Origin of the sequence: Moorena sp. SIO4G3 (assembly GCF_010692305.1) — a bacterium.
In the GTDB taxonomy this organism is placed as follows: domain Bacteria; phylum Cyanobacteriota; class Cyanobacteriia; order Cyanobacteriales; family Coleofasciculaceae; genus Moorena; species Moorena producens_A.
Genome location: NZ_JAAHIG010000002.1, coordinates 1 through 19,476 on the forward strand (window position 1 = coordinate 1; position 19,476 = coordinate 19,476).

Consider the following 19,476-nt stretch of genomic DNA (forward strand, 5'->3'; position numbering starts at 1 on the left):
TGGTTCTGGATGTTAGTTTTAGCTCCAGAACCCAATTACGATGACCTTCTAGGGTATCAATTAATTCGCCATCAGTTTGCCAGAGTTTGACAGTGTTGTCTGTACTGGCAGAGGCAATAGTCTTGCCATCAGGACTAAAACTGACACTCACCACTGGTTTTGTATGAGCTTGCCAGGTTTTCAGCAGTCTTCCGTCCCTGCGCCAAAGTTTGATAGTTTTGTCTTTACTAGCAGAAGCAATTAACTGACCATTGGGAGAAATACTAACCCCCAATACCGAATCACTGTGACCAGTGAGAGTCTGGAGTAAAACACCATCTTTACTCCATAGTTTGACGGTTTTATCCTCACTAGCCGATGCGATCATCTGGCGATTGGGGCTAAACCTAACACAATGGACTGTTTCGGTATGCCCATCTGGCCCATCTAAGGTCATTACCAGGGATCCATCCTTACCCCACAGCTTGACAGTTTTGTCTTCACTACCACTAGCCAGCATCTGACCATCTTGACTAAAACTGACACTGTGGATTCCAGCCCGATGACCTCGCAACGTTTTGAGCAAGGTACCATCTTTGCGCCAAAGTTTGATAGTCTTGTCTCGACTCCCAGAGGCCATCAGCTGACCATCTGGGCTAAAACTGACACTACTGACCCAATCTCGATGTCCCTTTAAACGGTTGCGTTCTCTGACCCCATAAACTGCCTGTTGTAGAGCAGTGACTACCCGTGTCTGGGTATCTGCACTCACCCCAAGGGATTGCTGCAATTGCTGGGCTGCCTCTAAACTGAGGATGAGGGCATCTAAGGTTCTGTTGGCATCAACTAGAGCTTTTGAGGAGTAGCTCAGGTCACTTAAATGGTTGTTGGTTTTACTGATAGCGTAGCGAACCCCAAGTATACCGGTAATCACCATCAGACTGAACAGTGCCATTCCTGCCCAACGTGCTTCTCGCAATCGTTGCCTGAGAATTCGATTCAGCTTTTCTTCGGTTTTCCTTTGTTTTTTAGTTATTTTGGTCAGTTGGTTTTGGAGTTCTTGTTCTTTAACCAGTTGCTCAATTTTATCCTGGCTCTGTTTGTCTTTCTCGCGGAGATTTTCTAATTCTGCTTGCAGTTTCGATTGCTTTTTCTGGCGGATAACGTCTACCAGATAATCGTGAACCAGTTGATAGCGGTTGATCGTAACTTCTGGTAATAGAAATACTAATCCTGATTTCTCAAAAATTTCTAATATTAAATCTAATGTATGGTCTTCTAAGGATGATTCTATGGCTAGCTCCGAGCGATTCTTAAGGGGTCGATTTTTATTGTCATCAATGAGTAAGGACAACACTAGCCAAGCCGCTGTTTCATTCTCAGGACCGCAATCTTTAATAACTTTTTCTAAAAACCGCTCCACCAGTTTGGCTTTGGGACCATGGTGCTGGTACTGAGCTAAGGTAGTAATATTTTCAGCTTGGAGTTGAGCTCCTACTACTTGCAACTCAATGGGACGAACTTCTCCAATTTCAGCCCCTAATTCTCTGACTAATTCATCAATTAAAGCCGGTTCTAAATAAAAATTAGCCCGATGGGTTAAGCTTTGAATGACTGAATAAGCATCTTTTAAAGGAAAATTTAGTAATGGATAACGAATCTTTTTATCTAAGATATTACTTTCTATGACTTCCCACGTGTAGTGTTCTAGTTCAAGTAATTTATGTAAGGCGTTATCTCGGATAGAAAATATTAGTTTTAAATAAGGTAATTTAAGACAATTTACTAAAAAATTATAAAATATTTTTCGTTGGGATTGATGGGAATAAACCGAGAAAAAATCTTCAAATTGATCAAAAATTAAAACCGTTAAGAAGTTATTGTCGGCGTTGTGTTGTAATTGCTCCAGGACAGAATCAATTAGGGCATTACCATTAGAATTTAGAAATTTTTCCCTGATCAAGGGGTCTTCATTTCCATTTCCTGATAGTTGATCGGCCAAGTGTTTATCTAGTTCCCCCACCCAATCGGTGTATACTTGCACCACAATCGGTAACCCAATGCGATCGCCAAGGGGTCTGTTTTTGAGTGCTGGCACTAATCCGGCATGGACAATGGAACTTTTTCCAACCCCTGACTGACCATGAATCACTGTCAGTTTGTGATCAGCACGAGTAATCCGTTCCATTAAGCGGTTTACATCTCGCTGACGTCCGGAAGCTGCCATTTCCTGGGGAATAAGGTCTTGTGGCTGTACGCCATGCCAGCTGGGATTGTTGGCTCCTCGTGGTGGCTGTAGACGACTAGCACCAATGAAGGCACGGAAGCCATACAGCTGCTCCACTGCCCGTTGTTCTTGTTTAATCCGAAATGCTTCTAGGTATTGCCCTTGTTCAAAGTAAAGGCTACGTAATCGTTCCAACAGGTGCAGGTAACGCTGAGGCTCATAGCGATAATTGCTGGATTCTATGGCATCTGCCAGTTTATGACTCGCTTTTTCCAGCTGCTTGACCGCTTCTGCTAAATTTCCCTGGTTTCCTTGGGATTTTACCAAAAATAATCGATAGAGCTGGGCTAATAGCAATGGATGCAAGCCTTGGTCATGGGGCTGATCATCAGCAGCAACAACCAAAATTAATAGAGCTTTCTCGGCTAATTGACCAGCATCCTCCCATCGGGATTGCTCAAGGGCTACTTCTGCCAGAAAACCGTAATCTTGGGCTAGTTGCACCTGAGTCCCATAGGTTTCATGAAGCGACAGAGCCTGTTGAGAGGTGGTTTGTAAGAATGACCACGCTTGTAGATGCTGCAGGAGTTCAGCTAGCTTACTAATAAAAATAGCCACCAGATCGTGACGCCCCGCTCGGGTGAAAACTCCCATAGATTGATGCAGATACGGCCAAGCTTCTTCCCAATAGCGCTGTTTATGCGCTTGATTTTGGTCAGCTTGGCGACAGTAACACAAACCCAGATAAAATAATAATAACCCCTGGCGTTCTAAGTTATCCGTTTGCTGCCAAACTCTTAAGCTTTTACGAAACCGCTTCTTGGCTAGATTTATGCGATCGCTTCTATAGTCATCTAGACCCAAAACAAAGTCTAGACTAGCGTCTAATTCCCTATCTAAGGTAATGCCACGACTATGTAAATCTTTTAGGGCAAAATCCAGCTCAAATCGACGTTGGTTTTGGAGTGCTGAGTTCCTCGAATAGGTAATAGAAATATCGGGGTTGGTTGGTTGGAGGTTGGGAGGTTGTTCGCGTAGCGTGGCCTTTTGGCCAAGGTTGGGAGGTTGAAGGTTGGGAGGTTGTTCGCGTAGCGTGGCCTTTTGGCCAAGGTTGGAATGTTGTTCGCGTAGCGTGGCCTTTTGGCCAAGGTTGGAATGTTGTTCGCGTAGCGTGGCCTTTTGGCCAAGGTTGGAATGTTGTTCGCGTAGCGTGGCCTTTTGGCCAAGGTTGGGAGGTTGTTCGCGTAGCGTGGCCTTTTGGCCAAGGTTGGGAGGTTGTTCGCGTAGCGTGGCCTTTTGGCCAAGGTTGGGAGGTTGAATGTTGGTTGGTTGAATGTTGGTTGTTGGTTGGTTGGTTGGTTGAGAGCCTTGGGCGTTCCTAAAGGGTAGGTTGGGAGTTGGGACTTGCTGCTTGATTGGGGGGGAAGACTCTCCAGAGTTCAATAGACAGGCAAATACCATTTGAGCCTTTTGTCCGAGAAAATTGACTAACTCTGTGGTGGTCAGTTCAAACTTGAGGGGAGTGGCTGCCCAACTGCAAAAATCTGGTGCCAACCGCATCAGTTTTTGCAGTACGTGGTCATTAACCCACAATATTAGAGGAAAGGTTAGGCGTTTACGAAACTCATCCCGGACTTGATTAGTAGAGGTAAGTAATTCCTCAAGGGCAACCACTGACTCTAAACCAACAATCAGTAATGCGGCATGAGGGGGTGAGGAGGTAAGAGGGTCAGGGGATGAAGGGTCAATGGGGCTAGAACTCTGCCTGTCCCCGCATCTGTCTATCCCCCTGTCCTGTCCACGCGCCAATTCCCTGTGTTCGTAGTTTTGGATGGTGGTGTAAAGGGTGGTAGCCGATGGCGGTATGATAAACTCTGTAATCGGGTATTGGTGCTGACACAGTGCTTTGAGGCGTTGCAGCATCTGTTGTTGCAAACCCTGGTAGTTACATCGCACGATCACAAGGGAAAATTCCCCTTGTGAAAATGCGATCGCTCTAGAGAGAGCCTTTAATGTACTATCGTTGTATTGGGCAGCGTCTGCTGGTGATTTTGTTTCAACCATGACTTAAACTGCGGTGCCTCTTCTAATGCTGGATTTATACCAAACCAATTTCCATCGCGATCGCGGTATTCAAAGACAAACATACTGCGCAATAGGGTTTGGTATTCCGTATCACCCCTGACTTTTTGCTGTTGCACCACCTGGAAAAGTAATTCCCACTCCTGATCAGTAATTGATGAGATCAGATAATCCCGACGTTCGAGAATCACATTTTCTAAACACTCGCTCGGAATCGGTGGGTTTTCTTGCCTGAGACAATCAAACAACAATCCTAGCAAGTTGCGCACATGACCACCACTAATTCGGCACAGGCGGTTTAAAGTATCTATATTATCAAATACCTCTGGGAGCAAAGCAAATTGTTCCTCAGTAGTTTGATTAGGGAAAGCTCTAACCAGTACCATTTCTCGTAGCAGTGCCATGCCATCGGGAAACTCCTGACCTGTGCGCAGTTTAACTGGCACCATCGGTAAGATTTTAGGAGTAAGTCCACCACCTAAGCGATTCTTCAGGGTTTCGCACTCATTGGAGAAAGTTAACGCCAAGGGAATTGTGTAAACAATATGGCAATTGAGTCGGCGTAACTGTTCACCCCGGTCAATGAATAAATATTCTGGTTGCGATCGCCCAGAGGGTAAGGGGCGAATATCCACCCGATCCAGATTATCCACAATCACCACTAGTCCCGCTTTGCCCTTTTTCTTCAGGGTAGTGGTAGCCGGTTTTAGTAGTTCTTCATTAATCGAGTCTAAGATTCCACTAGTGCGAGGTTCGAGGTATTCCCGCAATCGACGCCGCAGTTTAGGACTTTCCTTAGTTTTAGCCGTTATTTTGCCAATGCCTACCGACAATTCTGCTTCAGCACCCAATTCAATTGGTGTGCGCAAAAAATCGGTAATTTCTGTAAAAAGATTGACAAAATAGCCTGGTTTTATATTAATTTTAATTTTCTCCAGACTTTCACTGACTTGACCAGCTATACTCAGCAAAATATCGCTTAGATCAACATCAGCCATGTCTAAATCTTGAGACGACTCAAAATAAACCACATGAAATTTCTGTTGCTCTAACTCAGCTTTTAGTCTAAGTAATTCTGTGGATTTACCACAGCCAATATGCCCTGTAAACAGCTGACAAGTCGGCTCATCTGGGGAAATTAGGGTGATGGTTCGCTTGAGGGACTCAATAATTTTATTTCCTCTGACTGGTGAAAAATCAATATAGTATTTTCTATCATTGACATCTCCCATGCTCAGGGGCTTGCTGGGATTACAAGCTTTGTAGAATCTTGGCAGATCTAGTACCATTATAGCGTAATTTTCCTTCCTGATTTAGTCGCAGGACAATGCTAATTCCCACGTTTTTTTTAGCACCTAACTTCCCTTTTAAAAAAGGGTTTCGCTAACCAATAAAGATGCACCCTTAAATTCTGTACATATGTCTAGCCACTCACATTTCTGTTCTTGGTCTTTTGTTTCATCCCGGCTGGCCAAGGATAACGATGGTGGGTTTTGACTATTGAGTTTACCCTGAAAATTTGTCCATGTTGGTGTATAATGATTAACTTTACCATAATTTAGGATTTGGGTATCCGTGAGACTCTGACCTAAGTTGACAAGCATCGGCAAGGTTAAACTAACACTTAAGAATTGGCTGATCATCTCATATCTCTCCTATGGTTTTCATCGAACCAATGGTGTAAGGCAATAATTAACTCTTCTACAGCTGTGGGTTGGAATCAGGAAGTCGCAAGGGATGAATAATGGATGTAACCGATGTCAGCTGTGAGGCATCTATTTCTATAATGAGTGATTTCTCAAAAGTGATTCCTGAACTGATGCTCTAGGATCGAAAACAGAAGTGTCCTAACCAGGAGGTGCTGTTTTGACCGAATTCTGGCCTGAGTCTGACTCTGTTAACTCTCTAGATCTTGATCAGGATTTAGATAGCGCAATTTCAGGTTTTGAGGAAATCCAGGCAGAACTAAACTACAAACAGGCACAAGACTCCCTCAAGGATCTGGTAGCTAATCTTGACCTATCCCGTAGAGAAAAAGCGGGTTTAGATGCTCAAATCCAAGACTTAGGCAATCTGCTTCAGAAGCTAGAAAATACCTGTATCCAAATTGCTGCCTTTGGCATGGTGGGACGAGGTAAATCCTCTGTACTCAATGCCTTAGTGGGTCAACCTGTATTTGAAACTGGTGCCCTACATGGGGTGACCCAGAATGCTCAAACTGCCCATTGGCAGCCCCATAGTCAAAGCCCTAGTCAAGCAACCCATAATCAAAGTCATAGTCAAAGCCATAGTCAAACCCATAGCCAACAGGATATTCTACAGGTTGCCCTACCCAGTATTGGCAATTCCCAAATTCAGCTAATCGATACCCCAGGAATTGATGAAGTAGATGGGGAAACTCGGGAAGCCTTAGCCCTAGAGGTAGCTAAACAGGCAGATTTACTGCTGTTTATTATTGCTGGTGATATGACTAAGGTAGAGTACCAAGCTCTATCTCAGTTAAGAGCTAGTGGTAAACCGATGTTACTGGTGTTCAACAAGATTGACCAATATCCCGATGCTGATCGCATGGCAATTTACAGAAAAATTCGGGATGAACGGGTCAAGCAGTTGCTTTCACCAGCAGAAATTGTGATGGTTGCTGCTTCACCTTTGGTATCTGTAGCCGTGCGATCGCCTAATGGCAGCATTCAGGTCAAGCGCCGCCGAGGGAAACCCCAAATTGAAGATTTGAAACTAAAAATTCTGGAGATTTTACATCGGGAAGGGAAATCCCTTGTTGCTCTTAACACCATGCTTTACGCCGATGAGTTGAATGAAAACTTGGTCAACCGAAAAATGAAGATTCGGGATGACAGTGCTAATCAAATTATCTGGAAAGCAGTGATAACTAAAGCATTTGTGATTGCTCTCAATCCAGTTACTGTTGTGGATATCCTCACCGCTACTGTAGTTGATGTGGTAATGATTCTTACGTTATCCCGTCTCTATGGTATTGCGATGACTGAGCAGGGAGCTATTAAATTATTACAAAAAATCGCTATGAGTATGGGCGGTATTGGTGCTAGTGAACTCTTGGCTAACTTGGGATTGAGTAGCTTAAAAAGTATTTTAGGAATTTCTGCCCCTGTCACCGGTGGGGTTTCCCTAGCGCCATATATGTCCGTTGCGATCACCCAAGCTAGTGTTGCTGGAGTTTCTGGCTATGGTATTGGACAAATTACCAAAACCTATTTAGCTAATGGCGCATCCTGGGGAGAAGATGGACCAAAAGCCGTTGTTAGACGAATTCTCTCTTCTTTAGACGAAACCTCAATTCTCCATCGCATTAAAGGAGAATTGAGGGCAAGATTATCAAAAGTTCAAGGTTGAAGGTTGTCTGTCAGAATGCAGAATGTAGAATTAAGAATTAAGAATTCTACATTCTACATTCTTAATTCTTAATTCAAAAAGGGTGAACAACCTTGGCCAATAGGCCACGCTACGGGAATAACTTGGACTTACTTTTTGAAAGAATCTAGCCATTCTCTGACTTGCTCACCAGCGACATCGCGACCTCCGAGACCGAAGGCTAATGCGATCGCAACCGCGATTGCGCCTAAGAGTAAACCAAAGGCTAAGTTCACAATATCAGGGGCAATGCCCATTTGTTGTAGACCTAGGGCTAAAGAAAAGGCAATAATCGAAATCCTAGCTACTTGTGCCAGGATATTGGATTGGCGAGCGCCGGAGCCAGTAATCAAGTTGAAAGCAAAATTAGCTAGGAACAGACCGATAGCAAGGACTACTAACCCGGACAGCACCCGAGCACCAATGAAACCGACCCCACCAACAATGTCAGTTAAGGCGGGAATCTGTAACACATCCGTTGCTGCCACAATACCAGCGATCATGATACCGATCAGTACAAGCAGTCCCGCTAGCTCAGAAGGGGTGCGACTGGTAAGTGGGTTCTGTGGTGTCTCTGATTCTGCTGTTTGATCAGTGGTGCTAGGAGCGCTGACAGAAAAACCTAGCCAGCTGAATAGATTGTTGAAGCCAACGTCTGTGAGGACGTTGGTGGCCAGATCACTAACAAATTGTCCAATTACGTAGAAAACTGCCAGAATACCAGCCGCAGCAAAGAGTTTGGGGATGGTATTAGTAACCTGGCTTAACATTGCGATCGAAGGGCCAGAGATGGCCTGGATCTGCAAGGCATTAAGGGCAGCGGTAGCAACGGGAATCAAAATCAGTACATAGACAATCGTACCGATAATCCCGGCTAGGGAGCGGCCACCAGAGGTACTGAGTCCAAACCGCTCCCCGATCTGATTCGCACCTGCTGCTGTCAAAAAACTAGTGACAAGACGTTGCACAAGTTGAGCAATAAACCAACCAATAGCACCAATTGCTATGGCTGCGCCAATATTGGGTACAATCCCCCAAATCTCACCCAGCATACTTAGTACTGGATCGAGAGTTCCCTGTAAGCCTAGGGTCTCTAAGACCGATGGCAGAAACAGTAGGAAGATTAAGTAGTACAGGGAATTGCCAATGGTTTGAGCCAGAGAGAACTGACTAGTGCCAGCATCGCCGACTTGTTCACCCAAGCGCTGATCGAGATTCAATGCATTGAGCGTCCTGACTACTACCATCTTGACGATAGTTCCCAGTAACCAGGCAACGCCCAAGAGAATGGCCGCACCAAAGACACTGGGCAGGAACCCGAGGATGGTGTCTAGAAAACTATTCAGGGGTCCGGAAACCGTATCTAGCTTGAGGGTTTCTAGAACCGCCACTACCGTGAAAACGATGATAATCCAGAAAACCGCGCCAGATAACCATTCCTCAACTGCAGGTGAGCTTCCTGTCTGACCGCCAGTAGCCCACTGAGCAATGTTGTTGTCAATATTGGTGCGATTCAGTACTGCTTTGGTAATACCAGCAGCAATCTTAGCAAGGATAAGACCAATGACTAAGATTGCGATCGCTTTAACCACATTCAGTAAGGTGGTTCCCCCATCTGCCAAAACTTGGTCTAATGCGGTAAATCCTGTCTGGGCTAAAACCAGGTGTGCCGATGGCTGCACACCAACTCCTACAATTTGGAAGATACCTTCCGAAGTTCCATTCATAGTCTTTGTTCTTACTTAAATTGTCCAATGTCACAGGCAACCCTAAGTTTTTTAAATTCCTTAAGTTCCTTGTGACTACTGTAGTCTGGTGAGGAGCACGGTATTATCGTCTCAACTAGATAAGTTGAGCAGCGGGCAAGCTGCGCGTCTGGTGACCCCACAGGACCCGCGACGCGGCGCTATAGGCTGCTGTCCCAAAAAGAGCTGGACAACAAGAGGTGCAGTTGTTGCGCTTTCGAGTTCAAGCCGGAATCGCCGATTCTGCACAAGGTAAGGTTTGCCTGGCCAACGTTGTTGGTCGGTACTTTCCGAACCGGACTGTTTTCCCCCTGGTCTAACTGTTTAACGATTCGGTTCTAGAGCTTGGAGCGGGCAAAGTACCCCAAGGTAGGAACTTTAACACTTGCCAACAACGTAGACCCAATACCAGAAGGGCAACCCCTTCGGTCAAGGTCTTAGGCTGGTCAGCTACCTGAAGGGAGGCTATCTACGCCTGGTCTCTTCAGAGCAGGGTGCTGACTGAAAAGAACCTTGAGCAGAAGGTACGACAAGAAGATTTAAAAGTAAAGGTTGAGATGTTCATGGAGAACGTTTTACTCCTCAAATTTTCCACAGATATGGCTTTATCTTGCCTAACTGACAAATCTTGACCCAGGAGTGCTGATAGAATTTACCCATAGTTGCCGACGCAGTCAACTGGTTTGCTTAGGGGGTCTTACTCCCGCTGGTTAGCTGGGTAACTTGATTGAGTGTTGAATCGGCATTTGCCCCGATGTGACGTCGGACACTCGGGAGCTGAAAGATTTTTTGGTAGGTTTGTCAGTCACTCAAGACGTAACCCTTATATTTAGAGCCAATTGATGTACAAAAATCAAGTCTTGATTAATTTTTCCTCCTCACAACTCTAGTGGTCTGGTAGTGTGGCTAGCTGCCACCGTAATCAAGATAGTTCAATAATGTCGAAATTTTACATGCAAAACGCCCAAATTTTTGAACAATCCATTAAAATTAATGCGAGCGCCACCATTGTCGAGCGCTGTATCACTGACCAGAGCTTAATGCATCGCTGGCTCAACCCGATTTTGCGTTGTGAATCAGTGGGGCAGTGGAATACTGATGTGGGCAGTCGCTCGCGGTTTATTATTAACATTCCCTGGTTGCAGCCCACTCTCAAGAGTGTAGTTATCGACCGCAAGCCAGGGTTAGTGGTTTGGCAGTTCCAGGGCTTTTTCAAAGGACGAGACCGCTGGGAGTGTCAGCCAGCTGAACAAGGCACCCGTTTAGTCAACCGTTTTGAATTTGAAATTCCCAACCCCATCGTTAGCTGGGGATTCAACAGCTTTGCTGCCCAATGGACTCAGAATGATATGAAAGCCCAACTCAGACGCCTTAAATTAGTAGCAGAGGAGATTTATCGACGTGAGTGCAGTGATTAGGGATTAGGGATTAGGGATTAGGGATTAGGGAATTGGTGATTAGTCAAGCCCATGCATAGAAGCCTTTACCCATTTGCAATCTGTTCAAGTAACCGACGAATGATATCAGCATCCTCAGCTTGGGGCAGGATTTCCAAATAACGTTCCAAATCCTGGCATGCTTGCGATAAATATCCCAACTGGGAGTAAATCAGCCCCCGATCCCGCAGTTGTACCGGTGCATTAGGAAACAGCAACAACATGCGCTCAACTGCGGCTAGCGCTCTAGGTAAGTCTTGGCGATTGAGATATATTAATTTAAGATTCATGAGCATCCGTGCCAACAGCTGCCGATTACTCACCGGTTCTAGGAAACTTGGTTGTAGGGTTACCGGATGCCCATAAATTTGGGTTAGTCGTTCCTTGCAGTCTTCTTCAAATAAAATCTCACCACCATCGAAAGCATCTACAAAGATTCCCACCTGTTCAAACTCTGGGCGAATTAGGAAATGCCCTGGCATCCCAATACCAACCATGGGAAAATCAAGGCGTCGAGCGACTTCCAGGTACACCACGGAAAGGGTAATCGGAATACCTGTGCGCCGATCAATGACCTGATTGAGGAAACTATTCCGGGGATCGTAGTAATCACTCCTATTGCCCGCATATCCTAGGTCATCATAGAAATACTGATTCAGAGTCTTAATCACTCGCAGGGGATAGCGTTGTTCAGGCAAACGCTCCTCTACTTCGGATGCCATGGTATCTAAGGCATTTAGGTAATCATCAATAGCCAGATCCGGATATTCTTCGTGAGCGATATAAAGCGCTGCTTTTGCCAAATGAATTTGGTCATCTGGCTGATTTGTTTCTGTGTAAAACCCTTGACGCCCTGAGTTAAAGTCCATCTAAAATTCCGTCAGCTACTTTGAGTATATAGTATTTTTATTTGATAGGTAAAAATAAGATTGATAGAAAAAGGGAATAGGGAATAGGGAATAGGGAACCTTATCCAAGATATCGGAGAAGTTTTTAGTGTTATAATAAAGCTCATAATTTCATTGTTCTTTTAGTTGCTTTTTTTCTTGAAAAACAATTGATATATACTAGTATAGTATTATTTTTTATATTTCCTAGAACTATCACTGTTGACAATTTAAATAGGATTGCTATATAACTCCAAAAATTGTTCTAAACATGTTCAAGAACAAGAAAAGTCTGTTTCGCCAAGAATCACTCGAACGGCTATCTTCCCCAGAACGACTGGATCAGTTGATGCAAGTGGTTAATCCTAGGGATTGGCTACCTTTAGCCGCTTTGGGGGGTTTGGTGTTTTTGGCTGTGATTTGGAGTATTTTTGGACGGATTCCCATCACTGTCACCGGTCAAGGAGTACTAATCCGTCCCCGGCGGCTAGTACAGTTTCAGTCCACTATATCTGGACAGTTGGACTCTCTAAATGTCGGGGAGGGGCAATGCTTTGAGAAAAATTATGTCCTGGCAACCATTGACCCATCTGAACTCAAAAAGCAGTTACAGCTACAACGGAGGAAACTAAGTCAATTGCAGGTACAGGATAGGGATAGCAATTTAATTTCAACTCAGTTAACCGCACTGGAAACGGATGCGATCGCAAAGCAGCGAGCTAGCTTAGAGCAACGGTTGCAAGATGCCATGGCTCTGACTCCTGTACTAAAAGAGAAAAACTTTACTGCGATCGCTCGACAGCGTCAAAGTCTAAACCAACAGCTGCGGGATGCCATGGCTCTGACTCCAGTATTACAGGATAAGGGATTGAAAGCGATCGCACAGCAGCGCCAAAGCTTAGAACAACGGCTCAGGGATGTAAAAGCTCAAGTCCCAGTTTTCAAACGGAGATGGCAAAAGCGTCAGGAACTGTCGGCGGTAGGGGGAATTGCCGAAGATGCGGTTTTACAAGCGGAACAAGAGTATCGCCAAGCCGTGCAGAGTATCTCGGAGCTGGAAGCACAGTTGAAGCAACTGGATGTTAGTGAAACTGAAACAGAAGGCACATACCTACAGAATCTCAGTACGATTAGCGATATTCAAGTAAAGTTAGAGGAACTCAGTGTTCGAGAAACTGAGGCGCAACAAAAATATTTGGATAACCTTAATACCATATCCCAAATCAGAGCACAGTTACAAGAGTTGGATACCAAGGAAAAACGTTTAGACCAAAAGAATTTGGAAAGTTCTAATCAACGAAGCAATCAGATTCAGGACGTGAAGCTAGAAATTGCTCGACTGGAAAAGCAAGTGGCAGACAAGAGTAAAATTCTGAGTGCTTACGCTGGGTGCGTTATCGAAATTGCTGCTGCTAGGGGACAAGTGGTTCAACCCGGAACCCAGCTCGGCACCATGACAGTTCAGGGACAAAGTGATGGCATGGAGGGCATTACCTATTTTTCGGTAAAGGACGGGAAAAAGATTCAACCGGGAATGCTGATTCAAATTACACCGGATACAGTTAAGCGGCAACGATTTGGTGGCATTGTGGGCAAAATTACTTCAGTTTCACCCTATCCTGTAACTCGCGAGGGAGCAGCTAGTGTAGTGGGGAATCCAGAAGTAGTAGATAATCTGATCGGTCAGGGGGGAGCAATGATAGAAGTCTACGCTCAATTAGAACCAAATAATACCACGTTTAGTGGCTACCAATGGTCATCTTCCGATGGTCCAGACTTGAAAATTTCTGCCGGAACTACTACCACCGCTAGGGTGAGAGTGAAAGAGCGTGTGCCGATTAGCTTTGTCTTGCCGATTTTGCGGGAATGGAGTGGGATTTATTGAAGGTTTAAAGTTTAAGGGTTAAAGGTTGAAGGTTGAAGGTTGAAGGTTGAACGCGATCGCGTGGCCAAAGGCCAAGGGTTAAAGTTTGAAGGGTTAAAGTTTGAAGGTTGAAGGTTGAACGCGATCGCGTGGCCAAAGGCCAAGGGTTAAAGTTTGAAGGTTGAACGCGATCGCGTGGCCAAAGGCCAAGGGTTAAAGTTTGAAGGTTGAACGCGATCGCGTGGCCAAAGGCCAAGGTTTAAAGTTTGAAGGTTGAACGCGATCGCGTGGCCAAAGGCCAAGGTTTAAAGTTTGAAGGTTGAACGCGATCGCGTGGCCAAAGGCCAAGGTTTAAAGTTTAAAAAATCAAGCTTAAACTTGTTCGCGTAGCGTGGCCAAAGGCCAAGGTTATTAGCCAAAGGCTAATAACCAAAAAACCTACCCTTAACCGAACTCCAAAGGCGAACAACAAACAAACCTTGGCCTTGGCCTTTGGGCCACGCGGGGCGCGTTTGGCCACGCGATCGCGTTCAACCTTCAACCCAAAAACCTTCAACCTTCAACCCAAAAACCTTCAACCTTCAACCCAAAAACCTTCAACCTTCAACCCAAAAACCTTCAACCTTCAACCAAACAACCTTCAACAGTCAACAATGAAACAAAAACGAATCAAAACCCCCACTCTGTTGCAAATGGAAGCAGTAGAATGTGGTGCCGCTGCTCTAGGAATTATTCTGAGTTACTATGGTCGGATTGTGCCGTTAGAGGAACTTAGGGTTAGTTGTGGTGTGTCCCGCGATGGCTCTAAAGCATCTAATTTGGTTAAAGCTGCTAGACGTTATGGAATGCAGGCCAAGGGTTATAAAAAATCCCTGGCTAACCTTAAAAAATTGCATCCTCCGTTTATTGTGTTTTGGAATTTTAATCATTTCCTAGTAGTAGAAGGATTTAGGAAAGAAATCGTCTTTATCAATGATCCAGCTGCTGGTCCACGACGGGTAACCAGCGAAGAATTTGATCAGGGTTACACGGGGGTAGTGCTGGTAATTGAACCAGGGCCAGAGTTCAAAAAAGGGGGTCAAAAACCCAGTATTACCTTAGCGCTATGGTTACGACTAAAAGGGTCTATTCCTGCAATTACATACTGTATAATAGTAGGATTTTTATTAGTTTTTCCTGGCTTAGTTATTCCGGTCTTTAATCAAATTTTTGTAGATAATGTGTTAGTCGAAAGTCGCACTGATTGGCTACGTCCCTTGATTTTAGCCATGGCAATTACCGTGCTCCTACAGGGGGTGCTGACCCTGTTACAATTGCGGTATTTGAGACAACTAAAAATTAAGTTATCCGTAGGAATGTCCAGCCACTTTCTATGGCACATCCTGCGATTACCAGCAAGATTTTATGCCCAGCGGTTTGCTGGAGAAATTAGTAATCGGGTTAAGCTAAATGACAAAGTGGCTGACGTGCTTTCGGGTCAGTTGGCAACAACAGTGATTAATTCCGTAATGGTAATCTTTTATGCCCTGGTGATGTTTGCCTATGATGGGGTACTCACTGTAATTGCTATAGTTTTTGCCTTGGTAAATGTCTTGACCTTACAATGGCTGGCTCGTAAGCGGGTGGACAGCTATATGCAATTAGCCCTAGACCGGGGCAAGGCAGCTGGGGTAGCGATCGCTGGACTACAGGGCATAGAAAGTGTCAAGGCATCCGCAACGGAGTCGGATTTCTTTGCGAGGTGGTCCGGTTACTATGCTAAAGCGGTTAATGGTCAGCAGAAACTGGAAGTAGCAAACCAAGTTTTAGGGGTTTTACCGCCTCTGCTAACCTCCTTAACCTCTATGCTAATTTTGGCGGTTGGGGGTCTAAGGGTAATGGAAGGATCTCTCAGTATTGGGATGTTAGTGGCTTTTCAAAGCTTGATGAACAGTTTTCAGAAGCCTGTCAACCAGTTAGTCAGGTTTGGCAGTACTCTCCAGGAACTCGATGGTGACCTCAATCGCTTGGATGATGTATTGGGCAACCCGATTGACCCCCAGTTGACCGAAGGGTTAGCTCAAACCGCTCATTCCCCTAACCGCCCCCAAGATCCGGTGGCAGCTCAAAGGGGAGATCAAGCAGAATCTGATTCATTTCCCACTCTCCAGGTCTGTCTTCAAGGTCATGTAGAATTACGCAATATTACCTTTGGCTATTCCCGAATAGATGGACCGTTAATTGAGAACTTTAATCTGACCCTGAAACCTGGTCAAAGGGTAGCGCTAGTAGGGGGTAGTGGTTCGGGGAAGTCTACCATAGCAAAGATAGTAACTGGTCTATACCAACCTTGGTCAGGGGAGATTCTATTTGATGGGATTCCAAAACAGCAGATTCCCAGGTCGGTGTTGACGAATTCCTTAGCAATAGTGGAACAGGAAATCTTTCTGTTTGGGGGGACAGTACGGGATAATCTGACATTGTGGGATAAGACGGTACCCCTGTCTGAGATAGTGCGCTCTTGTCAGGATGCGGCAATTCACGAGGTGATTCAGGCACTACCTGGGGGATATGAAGCCCAACTGATGGAAGGAGCTGGAAATTTAAGTGGAGGTCAGCGTCAACGTCTGGAAATTGCTAGAGCGTTGGTTAATGACCCAGCAATTTTGGTGATGGATGAGGCAACTAGTGCCTTGGATGGGTCAACGGAAACGATTATTGACCAGAATCTAAGGCGTCGGGGTATTTCTTGTATTATTGTAGCCCACCGATTGAGTACGATTCGAGATTGTGATCAGATTATTGTTCTGGAGCGGGGTAAGGTGGTGCAACGGGGTACCCATGAGGAATTGTGGCAGCAAGGGGGAGTTTATGGGCAGTTGATTAGTTCTAGTTATTAGGGAGTTTTTGATTAAAGACTTTTATACACAGAGCACAGATCAATCTCTTCGCGACCATTATTCAAATACAACGGTTCGGTTATTATAAACTAAAACACGATTTTGCAAATGTAAACGGACGGCTCTGGCTAAAACTAGGCGTTCTAAATCTTTTCCTTTGCGAATTAAATCCGCCACCGTATCTCGATGACTAACTCGCACCACATCCTGTTCAATAATCGGCCCTTCATCTAAGTCTTCTGTGACATAATGGGCAGTAGCCCCAATAATTTTAACACCTCTTTTATAGGCTCTTTGATAGGGCTTTGCTCCCGGAAATGCGGGCAAAAATGAATGATGAATGTTAATAATATTAGAAAAGCTTTTGACAAAGTCGGAACTGAGAATTTGCATATACTTTGCTAAAACTACTAAATCTATATTCGATTTTTCTAGAATCTCTAACTGCTTTTCTTCTTGCTGTAATTTCGTGTCTTTGGTAATCGGAAGATAATAGAACTCAATTCCAAATTGATCAGCAACAACTTTTAAGTTAGTATGATTGCTAATAATTAACGCAATTTCAGCTGGCATTTCGTTAGCTTGCCATCGCCATAATAAATCTAACAGACAATGATCTTGCTTTGTCACCCAAATCGCAATTCGAGGAACTTTATCAGAAAAATGGAGTTGCCAATTGGCATTCAGCGGTTTTGCGATCGCACTAAAAGCAGGATCAATCACATCTTTAGGTAAATTAAACCCGTCTAATTGCCATTCAATTCGGGTTAAAAAGATTCCAGTGGCAAAATCTGTATGTTGATCAGCGTGGATAATATTTCCACCATTGGAATAAATAAAGTTAGCCATCTTAGCCACAAGCCCTTGTTGATCGGGACAAGACAGTAGTATTGTTGCAGTGGGTGAATTCATCTTAACTTATGGACTAACAATTATTTTGAATTAAAATAATAGATAAATAACCATTATATAAAATAATATCTGATTCGTCTAGACTAAACATTGAGGGAATTTACGTAACGTTAATACCTAAGTATTCACCTATAGCGTTTATAGGATTAATGAGGTACACATTATTTTTTACCTCTTTCCTCTTGCCTTTTCCCTCTTACCTGCTCCCTGCTCCCTGCTCCCTGCTCCCTGCTCCCTGCTCCCTGCTCCCTAAAAACCAGAAATTTGTACCTCACAAGTCGTATAATTGCTATAAATGCTTACCTTGCAGAAACCACGCTAAAATATTGGCAAAACTACTGTAGAATAGGCTAGCCATGACACGCAAAACAACTCGACGTAAGTTTATCGTGAGCAGTGTTGCTGCTGCGGGTGGTATTGTTGGAAGTGCAGCATGGCATCAACAGCAGTCTAAACTGTCAGCAAAAGCAGCCATTCAACTGCCAACAGCACCTACAATGCCAGAAAGAGTGTTAGGTAAAACGGGGGTTAAGGTTCCAATCTTTGGGTTGGGAGGTGCAGGACAAACCCCTTTGTCCAAGATGAATCGAGAAGCTGATGCCGTCGCTCAAATTGAAGCAGCATTACAGTTTGGAATTAGTTATTTTGATACGGCAGCTAGTTATGGCCCCAGCGAATACTATATGGGTAAGGTATTACCTGCTTATCGCTCTAATCTATTTTTAGCAACAAAAACAGCACAACGAGATCGAGATGGGGCTTGGCGAGAGTTAGAGCGATCGCTTAAACGCCTTCAAACTGATTCTATCGATTTATGGCAATTACATCACGTTTCTTTTCACGAAACATTAGATCAGATTTTTAGTCCCAATGGCGCTATAAAAAACCTTGGAGTGCATCCCGATTTTGCATTAAGCATAAATACTTAAGTTGGGTGTTGACCAATCAGAGGTAAGCTTTAATTGGTTGACCTATGATCTCATGAGTGCTGCGTGCTGGATGCTGACAAACATGCCCAAATCAAAGCCCACGCCCGAGCAATTGCTGCTTTACGTGTGCGTAGAAACCGACCCTGAGCAGGTTCAAACCAAGTCCTGGATTGAAGTTGCGGTTCGTGGTCATATATCTCGAGCATGTCAGTCCAGAGATAGGAAATTTTTTATCCAAACCAGCAGCGGCACCCGTGCCGGACGAAAACGTACCCTCAACAGCATCCTTGGGAAATTGAGTTTGAGCGAGAAACAAGCTCATGTGCTAATGGTCAAACCCTACACAAGGTGGAGTCCGTATTTGGAGAAGTCCTGTCATCTGCTGAGTGCCAACGCCTCCTACAACAATAGCCAGGGGCTCAGTGGGACGAAAGCAACGTCCCTCAAGTACTCAAGCATCGGTGCGCTTACCTCAACGGACAATTCTCAACTTGAGTCTTACAAAACATCCCATGCACTCGGTGGGAAGTGTGGGAAGTGCGGTAATTTTCGCCCGAATTTTTACCTAATTGCATGCATTGAGATGCACCCGAACCTTGGAACCTAACTAGAATCAAGTGACCGTGGTGAAAATTACGACGAAAAACTGGCGGTTTTCTCCAAACTTACTCTAAAACAACAGGACAAGACCATGCCAATTCCAATTCAAGCCGGACACGTACCGCGTCACTGCGGCTTTATGTTCGGTAAACAACCTGAGTACAACTCAAACAGACAACTAATTAAAAAGGACAAACACTCATGAAAAAACAAAAACTTCCTAAGCAATCTGCACCTGTGATTCGGCACGCTAGCCCCGCTACCATGTCCGGTGAGCATGGTGTTGAAGCCAGCGGTTTCTTGGACATAGTAAAAAAAATAGGACAGGGGGCCTTGGAAGGTGCAGTAGGGTCATTGTTAAAGTAATGAGGCAAAGTGTTGATATAAATCATTGATATATGGTTACTTCAACATTAGATCTCTCTAGTTTTGATAAATGGTATCAGCCAGTGTACCTTAAATCACCCTCCTAAAGGTCTGAAACAAAACCACTAACTAGGTGGTTGTCGCAACCAACTAGTTAGTGCGATCGCTTATCTTTTCGGG

At 44.6% G+C, this 19,476-nt stretch carries 15 protein-coding genes; 7 read left to right on the forward strand and 8 right to left on the reverse strand.

Annotation, left to right across the window (positions count from 1 at the left end):
* The 3 genes from F6J99_RS00440 to F6J99_RS00450 form a co-directional block, all read right to left on the reverse strand.
* On the reverse strand, nt 1–4,270 hold a 4,270-nt coding region (locus F6J99_RS00440), incomplete at its 3' end, for a hypothetical protein (protein ID WP_293111229.1).
* The gene (locus tag F6J99_RS00445) at nt 4,216–5,577 is read right to left on the reverse strand and encodes a P-loop NTPase fold protein (RefSeq protein WP_293111230.1); all 1,362 of its coding nucleotides are present in this window, start codon (nt 5,575–5,577) and stop codon (nt 4,216–4,218) included. The genes F6J99_RS00445 and F6J99_RS00440, both read right to left, overlap by 55 nt.
* Before the next feature lie 78 nt (nt 5,578–5,655).
* Nucleotides 5,656–5,931, reverse strand: a complete 276-nt coding sequence (locus F6J99_RS00450) for a hypothetical protein (RefSeq protein WP_293111231.1) — start codon at nt 5,929–5,931, stop codon at nt 5,656–5,658.
* A gap of 223 nt (nt 5,932–6,154) precedes the next feature.
* Between F6J99_RS00450 and F6J99_RS00455 the strand changes: the two genes are divergently transcribed.
* Nucleotides 6,155–7,660 (forward strand): GTP-binding protein, encoded by a 1,506-nt coding sequence (locus tag F6J99_RS00455; protein WP_293111232.1) that lies wholly within the window; start codon nt 6,155–6,157, stop codon nt 7,658–7,660.
* Nucleotides 7,661–7,788: 128 nt separating this feature from the next.
* Here the strand turns inward: F6J99_RS00455 and F6J99_RS00460 are convergent, their stop codons facing one another.
* Nucleotides 7,789–9,405, reverse strand: coding sequence for a mechanosensitive ion channel (locus tag F6J99_RS00460; protein WP_293111233.1), 1,617 nt, complete (start codon nt 9,403–9,405; stop codon nt 7,789–7,791).
* Nucleotides 9,406–10,376: 971 nt separating this feature from the next.
* Between F6J99_RS00460 and F6J99_RS00465 the strand changes: the two genes are divergently transcribed.
* A complete protein-coding gene (locus F6J99_RS00465) occupies nt 10,377–10,841 on the forward strand; it encodes an SRPBCC family protein (RefSeq protein ID WP_293111234.1) in 465 nt (154 codons plus the stop codon).
* A 65-nt stretch (nt 10,842–10,906) separates the two neighbouring features.
* On the opposite strand, the gene F6J99_RS00470 is transcribed toward F6J99_RS00465, so the two are convergent.
* Complete coding sequence (locus F6J99_RS00470; RefSeq protein ID WP_293111235.1) at nt 10,907–11,728, reverse strand: SirB1 family protein; 822 nt, start codon at nt 11,726–11,728, stop codon at nt 10,907–10,909.
* A 289-nt stretch (nt 11,729–12,017) separates the two neighbouring features.
* Between F6J99_RS00470 and F6J99_RS00475 the strand changes: the two genes are divergently transcribed.
* Complete coding sequence (locus tag F6J99_RS00475; RefSeq protein ID WP_293111236.1) at nt 12,018–13,631, forward strand: NHLP bacteriocin system secretion protein; 1,614 nt, start codon at nt 12,018–12,020, stop codon at nt 13,629–13,631.
* A 4-nt stretch (nt 13,632–13,635) separates the two neighbouring features.
* Here the strand turns inward: F6J99_RS00475 and F6J99_RS00480 are convergent, their stop codons facing one another.
* Both F6J99_RS00480 and F6J99_RS00485 read right to left on the reverse strand, forming a co-directional pair.
* Complete coding sequence (locus tag F6J99_RS00480; RefSeq protein ID WP_293111237.1) at nt 13,636–13,866, reverse strand: hypothetical protein; 231 nt, start codon at nt 13,864–13,866, stop codon at nt 13,636–13,638.
* The gene (locus F6J99_RS00485; RefSeq protein WP_293111238.1) at nt 13,824–13,958 is read right to left on the reverse strand and encodes a hypothetical protein; all 135 of its coding nucleotides are present in this window, start codon (nt 13,956–13,958) and stop codon (nt 13,824–13,826) included. The genes F6J99_RS00480 and F6J99_RS00485 overlap by 43 nt, the downstream gene beginning before the upstream one ends.
* A gap of 131 nt (nt 13,959–14,089) precedes the next feature.
* Here F6J99_RS00485 and F6J99_RS00490 point away from each other — a divergent pair, with 131 nt between their 5' ends.
* Nucleotides 14,090–16,489, forward strand: coding sequence for an NHLP family bacteriocin export ABC transporter peptidase/permease/ATPase subunit (locus F6J99_RS00490; RefSeq protein ID WP_365972338.1), 2,400 nt, complete (start codon nt 14,090–14,092; stop codon nt 16,487–16,489).
* A gap of 57 nt (nt 16,490–16,546) precedes the next feature.
* On the opposite strand, the gene purU is transcribed toward F6J99_RS00490, so the two are convergent.
* Nucleotides 16,547–17,401, reverse strand: coding sequence for a formyltetrahydrofolate deformylase (purU, locus tag F6J99_RS00495; protein WP_293111239.1), 855 nt, complete (start codon nt 17,399–17,401; stop codon nt 16,547–16,549).
* Between the two features lie 149 nt (nt 17,402–17,550).
* On the opposite strand from purU, the gene F6J99_RS00500 reads away from it, so the two are divergent.
* From F6J99_RS00500 to F6J99_RS00510, 3 genes are all read left to right on the forward strand, one after another.
* A complete protein-coding gene (locus F6J99_RS00500) occupies nt 17,551–17,745 on the forward strand; it encodes a hypothetical protein (RefSeq protein ID WP_293111240.1) in 195 nt (64 codons plus the stop codon).
* A gap of 12 nt (nt 17,746–17,757) precedes the next feature.
* Nucleotides 17,758–18,330, forward strand: a complete 573-nt coding sequence (locus tag F6J99_RS00505) for an aldo/keto reductase (RefSeq protein WP_365972341.1) — start codon at nt 17,758–17,760, stop codon at nt 18,328–18,330.
* Nucleotides 18,331–19,131: 801 nt separating this feature from the next.
* Complete coding sequence (locus F6J99_RS00510) at nt 19,132–19,296, forward strand: hypothetical protein (protein ID WP_293111241.1); 165 nt, start codon at nt 19,132–19,134, stop codon at nt 19,294–19,296.
* The last annotated feature ends 180 nt before the right edge of the window (nt 19,297–19,476 follow it).